Source organism: Stutzerimonas azotifigens DSM 17556 (assembly GCF_000425625.1).
GTDB lineage: Bacteria > Pseudomonadota > Gammaproteobacteria > Pseudomonadales > Pseudomonadaceae > Stutzerimonas > Stutzerimonas azotifigens.
In genome coordinates this window covers 1-9324 of sequence record NZ_KE384419.1, presented here as the reverse complement: position 1 = coordinate 9324, position 9324 = coordinate 1, and the positions used below count along the sequence as shown (strand labels likewise).

The 9324-nt window shown below is 68.8% G+C and carries 10 protein-coding genes; 5 read left to right on the top strand and 5 right to left on the bottom strand.

Features of this window, described 5'->3' with window-relative positions; all coding sequences use genetic code 11:
* The first annotated feature begins 224 nt into the window (after positions 1-224).
* Positions 225-797, top strand: a complete 573-nt coding sequence (locus H610_RS0120450) for a xanthine phosphoribosyltransferase (protein WP_028241394.1) — start codon at positions 225-227, stop codon at positions 795-797.
* Between the two features lie 15 nt (positions 798-812).
* Here the strand turns inward: H610_RS0120450 and H610_RS0120445 are convergent, their stop codons facing one another.
* From H610_RS0120445 to dadA, 5 genes are all read right to left on the bottom strand, one after another.
* Positions 813-1343, bottom strand: a complete 531-nt coding sequence (locus H610_RS0120445; protein WP_028241393.1) for a hypothetical protein — start codon at positions 1341-1343, stop codon at positions 813-815.
* 151 nt (positions 1344-1494) lie between these two features.
* A complete protein-coding gene (locus tag H610_RS0120440; protein WP_028241392.1) occupies positions 1495-1920 on the bottom strand; it encodes a c-type cytochrome in 426 nt (141 codons plus the stop codon).
* Between the two features lie 196 nt (positions 1921-2116).
* Positions 2117-2665 (bottom strand): cupin domain-containing protein, encoded by a 549-nt coding sequence (locus tag H610_RS0120435; protein ID WP_028241391.1) that lies wholly within the window; start codon positions 2663-2665, stop codon positions 2117-2119.
* A gap of 107 nt (positions 2666-2772) precedes the next feature.
* The gene (locus H610_RS0120430; RefSeq protein ID WP_028241390.1) at positions 2773-3126 is read right to left on the bottom strand and encodes a RidA family protein; all 354 of its coding nucleotides are present in this window, start codon (positions 3124-3126) and stop codon (positions 2773-2775) included.
* Positions 3101-4399 (bottom strand): D-amino acid dehydrogenase, encoded by a 1299-nt coding sequence (dadA, locus tag H610_RS0120425; protein ID WP_028241389.1) that lies wholly within the window; start codon positions 4397-4399, stop codon positions 3101-3103. The genes H610_RS0120430 and dadA overlap by 26 nt, the downstream gene beginning before the upstream one ends.
* 141 nt (positions 4400-4540) lie before the next feature.
* On the opposite strand from dadA, the gene H610_RS0120420 reads away from it, so the two are divergent.
* The 4 genes from H610_RS0120420 (at position 4541) to H610_RS0120405 (ending at position 9028) form a co-directional block, all read left to right on the top strand.
* Positions 4541-5029, top strand: coding sequence for an Lrp/AsnC ligand binding domain-containing protein (locus H610_RS0120420; protein WP_028241388.1), 489 nt, complete (start codon positions 4541-4543; stop codon positions 5027-5029).
* A 66-nt stretch (positions 5030-5095) separates the two neighbouring features.
* Positions 5096-6403 carry an NAD(P)/FAD-dependent oxidoreductase gene (locus tag H610_RS0120415; protein WP_028241387.1) on the top strand — a complete coding sequence of 436 codons (1308 nt, stop codon included), beginning with the start codon at positions 5096-5098 and terminating at the stop codon, positions 6401-6403.
* 201 nt (positions 6404-6604) lie between these two features.
* Positions 6605-8152: a phospholipase D family protein gene (locus tag H610_RS0120410; protein WP_028241386.1), complete on the top strand. Its 1548-nt coding sequence runs from the start codon at positions 6605-6607 to the stop codon at positions 8150-8152.
* Positions 8153-8278: 126 nt separating this feature from the next.
* Positions 8279-9028: a hypothetical protein gene (locus tag H610_RS0120405; protein ID WP_028241385.1), complete on the top strand. Its 750-nt coding sequence runs from the start codon at positions 8279-8281 to the stop codon at positions 9026-9028.
* The last annotated feature ends 296 nt before the right edge of the window (positions 9029-9324 follow it).

Sequence of the window (9324 nt, the reverse complement as noted above, 5' to 3'; positions counted from 1 at the left end):
GGGACTGCACGCCCTGTGGGAGGCCCGACCTCGGGGCGATCGCTCTTGGGCCGGCAAGGCTTGCCATCGCCGGGGGCGCCCCCACGGAAAGGCGCTGCCGATGTTCGAGCCGCTCGTCCGAATGGCGCCAAGCCAGTACGCGGCCTTTGTCTTGGCAGTGTCGTTTGAGCGAGAATGCGCGGCTTTTCCGGCTATACGGCCAGTGCTCGCTGAGGTAGCGCTTCGTGGAACAGCTCAAAGAGAAGATTCGCCGCGAGGGCATTGTGCTCTCCGACAAGGTGCTCAAGGTCGACGCCTTCCTCAACCACCAGATCGACCCGCGGCTGATGCAGCAGATCGGCGAAGAATTCGCCCGCCGCTTCCGCGACGAGGGCGTGACCAAGATCGTCACCATCGAGGCCTCCGGTATCGCCCCGGCGGTCATGGCCGGGCTCGAACTCGGCGTGCCGGTGATCTTCGCCCGCAAGCACCAGTCGCTGACCCTCACCGACCACCTGCTGACCGCCTCGGTGTATTCCTTCACCAAGCAGGTGGAAAGCACCATCGCCATCTCCACCCATCACCTGTCGGCGAACGACCGGGTGCTGATCATCGATGACTTCCTGGCCAACGGCAAAGCCGCCAAGGGCCTGATCGCCCTCGTCCAGCAGGCCGGCGCCAGCGTCGCCGGCCTCGGCATCGTCATCGAGAAGTCGTTCCAGGCCGGTCGCCAGGAGCTCGAGGCCCAGGGCTTCCGCATCGAATCCCTGGCGCGCGTGCGCTCGCTGGAAGGCGGCCAGGTCCAGTTCGTCGACTGACCGCCCGGGGCCTGCTCAGATCGGCCCCTTGCCCGGCCGCCAGAGGCCGACCAGCGCCCCTTCGGTCCCCGACACCGGATCGCTGGCCGGCGTGGTGACTCGGGCGATGCGTGCGGCGGCCTGGTCGTGGGTCGCCTCGTCCGGGCGCAGCAGGTCGTAGTCCTGCCCGACCGGATAGCCGCCGACCACCTCGAAGCCGTCGCTCGCCTCCAGCTGGCAGTGCCCGGTGCCGGCCGGCAGCACCAGCGCGTCGCCGGCCTCGACCTCCACTTCCCGCCCCTGTTCGCCGCCGAGCATCAACCGCGCCCAGCCGCGCGAGACGCCGAGCACCTCGTGGCTGGTGGAGTGGTAATGGTGGTAGTCGTAGACTTGGGCGCGCCAGCGCGCCGGCCAGAAGTGGCTGTCGAACAGGCGCTCGAAGGCGGCGGCGACGTCCGCGTCGGCGATGGGCACGTCGCGGTAGACGAGCACCGGCAGCCGGCTGTTCGGGGTGCGGCCGTCACTGCTGAACTGCAACTGTTCGAGTCTGAGGGTGGAGCTGGGCATACGGACCTCGCCTTCGCGTGGGTTTCGCGCCCGGGGGCGCCGATCACAGGCTTTCGACAGGCCCGCTCCCGGCTTTGCTCCCCGGCGGTCCGGCACAGGCCAGAAACGACAAAGCCGCCCGAAGGCGGCTTTGTTCCCTGCAGCGCGAAGCTTATTCCAGGCCGGACATCTTCTTGATGGCCGCCAGCAGCTCTTCGTCGCCGCACTCGGCGCAGGTGCCTTTCGGCGGCATGGCGTTGATGCCGCTGATGGCATGCTTGAGCAGGCCGTCGAGGCCGCCGGCAGCGTCGGCATGGGCCTGCCAGGCGGCGCTGTCACCGATCTTCGGCGCGCCCAGCACACCGCTGCCATGGCAGGCGTTGCAGTGCTTGGCGATCACGTCGTCGGCGCTCATCGCGCCACCGCCGGCGGCGGAGGCCACGGCACCGACGCCGGCGCATTCCTGGCCGGAAATGCAGACTTCGCCGACCGGCTTCAGACGTTCGGCGATCGCGTCGTTGTTCGCGGCCTGAGCGCTTACTGCCCACAGGGCCAATACGGCAGCCTGTGCTGCCAGGATCTTCTTAATCAGGTTCACCTTACACCCTCACGTGGCTGGATACGCCCGCGGCCACGGAAACGCGGGCGGGCGCCAGTATAACGACTCGACTCCCGGCTCGAAACAACACATGTTGTCGCAACGGCGGCTGCGGGCTACAGGCTACAGGCTACAGGCTACAGGCTTGGTCAGCCTGGGCCGGCTGGCGGACCGCAAGCCCAGAGCTTCGCCTCAGTCAGAAATTCGCCGGCGTGGTGGCGCTGATGAGCTTGGCCGGCTGCTCGAACGGATTGCGGAAACGGTGCGGCTTGCTGCTCTCGAAGTAGTAGCTGTCGCCCGTCTCCAGCACGTAGGTCTGGCCGCTGACGGTGAGCTCCAGGCGCCCCTCGACCAGCATCCCGGCCTCCTCGCCCTCGTGCACCAGCATTTCCTCGCCGGTGTCCGAGCCCGGCGGATAGGTCTCGGAGAGGAAGGCGATGGCGCGGTCCGGGTGGGCCTTGCCGATCAGCCGCATGCTCACCGCGCCGTCGGAGATGTCGATCAGCTCGCTGGCCTTGTAGACCACCTGGGTGTCGTTGTCCTGGTCGAGGTCCATGGAGAAGAACTCCACCAGCGACATCGGAATGCCGCCGAGCACCTTCTTCAGCGAGCTGATCGAGGGACTGACGCTGTTCTTCTCGATCATCGAGATGGTGCTGTTGGTCACGCCCGCGCGCTTGGCGAGTTCACGCTGGGAAAGGCCTTTGAGCTTGCGGATGTTCTGCAGTCTGGCGCCGACGTCCAATGGCGGGCTCCTCCTCGGGAGTCAGGGACAGGGTGGCCCGTATGATGGGCAGCGTGTTCGGAATTTACAACACGCCTGTCCGCTTTCCCGCCCGCCGGGGCACGGCCTCAAGGCAGCGCGGCGATCACCGTCATTTCCACCCGTACCTCGGGCGCGTACAGCCGCCCTTCGACGGTCGCCCGCGCCGGCGCCGCGCCCCTGGCGGCCCAGGCGTCCCACTCGGCATTCATGCCGGCGAAGTCGGCCTCGATGTCCTTCAGGTACACGGTCACCGAGAGGATGTGCTGCTTGTCGGTGCCCGCCTCGGCCAGCGCCGAATCGATGTTGGCGAGGGTCTGGCGGGTCTGCTCGCGGATGTCGCCGCTGTGGTCGTCGGCCAGTTGCCCGGCCAGGTAGACCGTGCCGTTGTGAATGACGATGTCGCTGTAGCGCGCTTCAGTGCGCAGGCGCTGTATGGGCATGCTTGTGTCGCTCCTTGGCGGTCGAGTAACGGCTGATGTCGAGCCCTTCCGGGCTGATCTGCGGGCGCCGGCGCGCCATCAGGTCGGCCAGCAGCCTGCCCGAGCCGCACGCCATGGTCCAGCCCAGGGTGCCGTGGCCGGTGTTGAGGTAGAGGTTCTTCACCCGGGTGGCGCCGACGATCGGGGTGCCGTCCGGGGTGGCCGGGCGCAGGCCGGTCCAGAAGCTGCCTTCGCTCGCGTCGCCGCCCTGCGGGTAGAGGTCGCCGAGCACCAGCTCCAGCGTCTTGCGCCGGCGAGGGTCGAGGCGCAGGTCGTAGCCGGCGATTTCCGCCATGCCGCCGACGCGGATGCGCTGGTCGAAGCGGGTGATGGCGATCTTGTAGGTCTCGTCGAGCACGGTGGACATCGGCGCCATCGCCGGGTCGAGGATGGGCACGGTCAGCGAATAGCCCTTGAGCGGGTACACCGGGGCGCTGATGCCGAGCGGCTTGAGTAGCTGAGGGCTGTAGCTGCCGAGCGCCAGCACGTAGCGATCGGCGACCTCCAGCTTGCCATCGATCCACACGCCGGCCAGGCGGTCGCCATCGTGCTCCAGCCGCTCGATGCTGCAGCCGTGGCGGAACTCCACGCCGAGGCCACGGGCCAGCTCGGCCAGGCGGGTGGTGAACAGCTGGCAGTCGCCGGTCTGGTCGTTGGGCAGGCGCAGTGCGCCGGCCAGCTTGTGCGCCACCCCGGCCAATGCCGGTTCGACGCGGGCGATGCCGTCGCGGTCGAGCAGCTCGTAGGGCACGCCGGAGCGGTCGAGCACCGCGGTATCCTTCGCCGCGCTGTCGAGCTGCGCCTGGGTGCGAAACAGCTGGGTGGTGCCGAGCTGGCGGCCTTCGTAATGCAGGCCGGTTTCGGCGCGCAGCTCGTCGAGGCAGTCGCGGCTGTACTCGGACAGGCGCACCATGCGTTCCTTGTTCACCGCATAGCGCGCTGCGGTGCAGTTGCGCAGCATGCGCGCCATCCACAGGTACTGGTCGACATCGCCGGTGAGACGGATGGCCAGCGGCGCGTGCTTCTGCAGCATCCACTTGATCGCCTTGAGCGGCACGCCCGGCGCCGCCCAGGGCGAGGCGTAGCCGGGCGATACCTGCCCGGCGTTGGCGAAGCTGGTCTCCATGGCGACCGCCGGCTGGCGGTCGACCACCGTCACCTCGAACCCGGCACGGGCCAGATAGTAGGCGCTGGTCGTGCCGATCACCCCGCTGCCAAGAACCAGTACTCGCATTTCGCCTCCTCGCCCGTGCGGGCGCAATGAACGCTGTTACCGGCGAGTATAGGAAGACGCAACCAGGGTTTCTTACTATAAAAAAGCCGAGTTTTAGGGCAATTTAACGGGCATAACGGCTTACACGGAGGTGTTTCAACCATGCGGACCCGTCATCAGACCCGCCGCGAACTGGACAAGATCGACCGTCAGATCCTCCGCCTGCTGCAGGCCGAGGGGCGCATGCCCTTCACCGAACTGGGCGAGCGCGTCGGCCTGTCGACCACGCCCTGCACCGAGCGCGTCCGCCGGCTGGAGCGCGAGGGCATCATCATGGGCTACTCGGCGCGCCTGAACCCGCAGCACCTCAAGGGCGGGCTGCTGGTGTTCGTCGAGATCAGCCTGGCCTACAAGTCCGGCGACATCTTCGAGGAGTTCCGCCGCGCGGTGCTGAAGCTGCCGCACGTGCTCGAATGCCACCTGGTGTCCGGCGACTTCGACTACCTGATCAAGGCGCGCATCTCGGAGATGGCCTCGTATCGCAAGCTGCTCGGCGACATTCTGCTCAAGTTGCCGCACGTGCGCGAATCCAAGAGCTACATCGTGATGGAGGAGGTCAAGGAGTCGCTGGAGCTGCCGGTGCCGGACTGAGCCTTTTTGCGCTCGCCCGCGCGCCCGGCCTATGCTGAAGGGCAAGAGATGGACAAGGCTTTACCGATGACCCTTCAGCAATCCCCCTGTCACGAGACCCACGCCCCTACCTATTACGCCGCCAGCGCCAACCGCGACCTCCGCTGCCCCAGCCTGGAAGGCGATTGCCAGACCGACGTCTGCATCGTCGGCGGCGGCTTCACCGGCCTCAATACCGCCATCGAACTCGCCGAGCGCGGACTGTCCGTGGTGCTGCTCGAAGCGCGCCGGATCGGCTGGGGCGCCAGCGGCCGCAACGGCGGCCAGCTGATCCGCGGCGTCGGCCACGACCTCGACCGGTTCATGCCGATCCTCGGTGAGGAAGGCGTCGACGAACTCAAGCGCATGGGCTTCGAGGCGGTGGACATCGTCCGCGAGCGCATCGCGCGCTACGCCATCGACTGCGACCTGACCTGGGGCTACTGCGACCTGGCGACCAAGCCGCGCCACCTGAAGGGCTTCGAGGAGGAGTACGCCGAGCTCAAGCGCCTGGGCTATCCGCACGAACTGCGGCGCGTCTCCCGGCGCAACCTCGGCGAGGTGGTCGGTTCCACGCGTTACCTCGGCGGGCTGGTGGACATGGGTTCCGGCCACCTGCATCCGCTCAACCTCGCCCTCGGCGAGGCGGCCGCGGCCCGGTCGCTGGGCGTGCGGCTGTTCGAGCAGTCGGCAGTGCAGCGCATCGACCACGGCCCGAAGGTGCGCGTGCACACCGCCGGGGGCTGCGTGCAGGCCGATACCCTGGTGCTCGCCTGCAATGCCTACCTCGACGGCCTGGAGCCACGCCTGGCGGGCAAGGTGCTGCCGGCCGGCAGCTACATCATCGCCACCGAGCGCCTGCCGGAGGCGCTCTGCAACGAGCTGCTGCCGCAGAACATGGCGGTCTGCGACCAGCGCGTCGCGCTCGACTACTTTCGCCTCTCGGCCGACCGCCGCCTGCTGTTCGGCGGCGCCTGCCACTACTCCGGTCGCGATCCGAAGGACATCGCCGCCTACATGCAGCCGAAGATGCTCGAAGTGTTCCCGCAACTGGTCGGCATCGCCATCGAGTACCAGTGGGGCGGAATGATCGGCATCGGCGCCAACCGCCTGCCGCAGATCGGCCGCCTGCCCGGGCAGCCCAACGTCTATTACGCCCAGGCCTACTCCGGCCACGGGCTGAACGCCACGCACCTGGCCGCGCGCCTGCTCGGCGAGGCCATCGGCGGGCAGCAGGCCGGCCGTTTCGACCTGTTCGCCAAGGTCCCGCACAAGACCTTCCCCGGCGGCCCGCTGCTGCGCTCGCCGCTGCTGGCGCTGGGCATGCTCTGGTACCGGCTGAAGGACGCCGTCTGAATTCCCGCCGACGAACGGCGTCCAAGCAACAGCGCCCGGCGTGACCGCACCCTCGCTCAGTCGAGTGTCGACGCCTGGGAGCCTCCGACTTTCGGACAGGCCGGCGGCCTGCATTCGCCGCGAGGGCGCGCCTCCCACAGGCGGCCGGGCACGTCGCTGCCATGGAGGCGAGCGCCCGATACGCTCTCACGAGGAGATGCCTTGCCCTTCCGCCTGCTGCTGCTCGCCCTTATCTGCCTCGCCGGCTGCGCCAATCGGGGCCCGGCCCCGGCCAGCTACCTGCTGCCGGCCGACGACGCGCCGCTGGTGCAGCGCATCGACCGACTGGGCCAGCGCCAGCCACCGCAGACCTCGGGCCTGCGCCTGCTGCCATCGAGCGACGAGGCCTTCCAGGCGCGCCTGGAAATGATCCGTGCCGCCAGCGTCAGCCTCGACCTGCAGTACTACATCGTCGAGGACGGGCTGACCACCCGCCTGCTGTTCGACGAACTGCTGCAGGCGGCCGACCGCGGCGTGCGCGTGCGCCTGCTGCTCGACGACACCACCGCCGCCGACGCCCAGCTCGAGCTGCCGGCGCTCGACACCCACCCGAACCTGCAGGTGCGCCTGTTCAACCCGCTGCACGCCGGCCGCACCACCGCGGCGACCCGGGCCCTCGGCCGCCTGCTGCACCTCTCGCAGCAGCACCGGCGCATGCACAACAAGCTGCTGCTGGCCGACGGCCGGCTGGCCATCGTCGGCGGGCGCAACCTCGGCGACGCCTATTTCGATGCCGACCAGACGCTCAACTTCACCGACATCGACCTGCTCGCCGCCGGCCCGGTGGCCCAGCGCCTGGGCGAAAGCTTCGACCTGTACTGGAACCACTCGCTGAGCGTCCCCATCGACCGCCTGCACCGGTTCGGCCCCGGCCCCGGGGCGCTGCAGCAAGCCCGCGCGCACCTGCGCACCTCGCTGCTCGGCTTCGGCCATGGCGAACCGGAGCGCTTCGAACTGCTCACCCGCTACCGCCGCAGCCCGCAGCTGGACGGCTGGCTGGCCGAGTTGCGCTGGGCGCCGGCGCAGGCGCTGTGGGACGCGCCCGACAAGATCCTCGCCGAGGGCGAGCCGCGCCCGGAGCTGCTGCTGACCACCGACCTCGCGCCGGTGCTGCAGGGCGTCAGCCGCGAACTCACGCTGATCTCCGCCTACTTCGTGCCCACCGAGGCCGGCATGCGCTACTTCGCCGAACGCGCCCGCGACGGGGTGCGGATCCGCATCCTCACCAATTCGCTGGAGGCCACCGACGTGCCGGCCGTGCACGGCGGCTACGCGCCCTACCGGGTGCCCCTGCTCGAGCTCGGCGCGGTGCTCTACGAGCTGCGCCGGCAGCCAGAGCAGGAACAGTCGTGGAACATCAGCGGCTCGTCCGAATCCTCGCTGCACAGCAAGGCGGCCATGTTCGACCGCCGCCAGGTGTTCATCGGCTCGTTCAACTTCGACCCGCGCTCGGTGCTGTGGAACACCGAGGTCGGCGTGCTGATCGACAGCCCGGAGCTGGCCACCGAGGTGCAGGAGCTGACGCTCGAGGGCATGTCCCCGGCGATCAGCTACGAGGTCCGGCTGGCCGACGACCAAGGCGAGCCTCGGCTGGTCTGGCTCGCCGAGGACCACGGCCGGCTGCGCGTGCTGGAGGAGGAGCCGGGCGGCTGGTGGCGGCGCTTCAACGCCTGGCTGGTACGGACCATCGGCCTCGAGCGGATGCTCTGAGCGCTGCCGCGCATCATCCCCGAATCACTCTTTGGTGCAATACCCAGCCGACGACGGCCCGGTACGCTAGTTCCTGCCAACATCGAGGAGGCATCTGCTTCTACAACGACAACAAAAGGAGCATCCATGCGACGCATGACGTGGCTAGGGACATCCATGATCGTCATCGCCTGCTGGCTCGCGGGCACCGCCCAGGCGGTCGCGGCGAGCGGCTTCACCCCGCTCGAAGGCATGCAGATCCATGCCTGCCGGGCCACCAGCAGCCTGCTCGTCTACCGCGGCGAAGGCTTCCAGAAAACCCACCTGGCGCGCATGGAGGCCGACCTCTCGGCGCTCGACGCCGCCTTCCTGCAGACCACCGGCGCCTCGCCCGAACTGGCCCGGACGCACCGCGCGCTGGTCGCCACCCTGCGCCGGGGCGCCGCATTCGGCCGCGACGAGGACGAGGTGCCCTGGACCTGGCCGGGCGAATTGAGCAAGGCCCTGCGCGACTTTCTCACCGCGGTGCGCGCCCAGCAGGGCGCCAACGCCCGGGCCGAGCTGCCGGCGAAGGTCGAGTACCTGGCGGTGCAGTACCTGAGCCGCGCCTACATCGGCTCGTTCGAGACGGCGCGCGAGCAGCCGGAAACCTACCTCGGGCAGGACGAGCGCCGGCTGGTGCCGGACATCGACCGACAGCTCGCCGAACTCGCCGGCCAAGGCGATCCGGCGTTCGACAGGCTGCATACCCGCTGGGAGTTCCTCCGGGTCGCGCTGATGGACATGAACAGCGGCAACAATAGCTTCAACAGCGCCTCCGGCCGCCCCTACGCCCCCATCACCGTGGACCGCCACACGCGTAGCCTGAGCGACCAGTGGATGGCACTCGCGCCCTGAGAACGCCCTCCTCAGGCTGGCGCGAGGGGACGCCGGGCCTTGCTCGCGAATGGGACAACCAGCCGTTCGCGAGCAAGCTCGCTCCTACAGAAAGGCAATGGGTAGGGTGGGGTTCATTGCCGTAGGGTGGGCCAGGCGGCGTTCCGCTTCAGCCCACCGAAGGGGGAGAGACATCGCCCCGGAGAAGATGGTCCGCAGGGCCGGATGAGGGTGAGCCGCCCCGACCCCGCCAACCCTCACCCCGGCCCTCTCCCGGAGGGAGAGGGGGATGTTCGCTGCAGACTCGAGCCCACGGC

Excerpts from the sequence above, each read along its gene's own strand:
- H610_RS0120430 (WP_028241390.1), bottom strand. The coding sequence starts at position 3,126 with ATGCCCATACAGCGCCTGCGCACTGAAGCGCGCTACAGCGACATCGTC.
- dadA (WP_028241389.1), bottom strand. The coding sequence starts at position 4,399 with ATGCGAGTACTGGTTCTTGGCAGCGGGGTGATCGGCACGACCAGCGCC.
- H610_RS0120420 (WP_028241388.1), top strand. The coding sequence starts at position 4,541 with ATGCGGACCCGTCATCAGACCCGCCGCGAACTGGACAAGATCGACCGT.
- H610_RS0120415 (WP_028241387.1), top strand. The coding sequence starts at position 5,096 with ATGACCCTTCAGCAATCCCCCTGTCACGAGACCCACGCCCCTACCTAT.
- H610_RS0120405 (WP_028241385.1), top strand. The coding sequence starts at position 8,279 with ATGCGACGCATGACGTGGCTAGGGACATCCATGATCGTCATCGCCTGC.
- H610_RS0120445 (WP_028241393.1), bottom strand. The coding sequence starts at position 1,343 with ATGCCCAGCTCCACCCTCAGACTCGAACAGTTGCAGTTCAGCAGTGAC.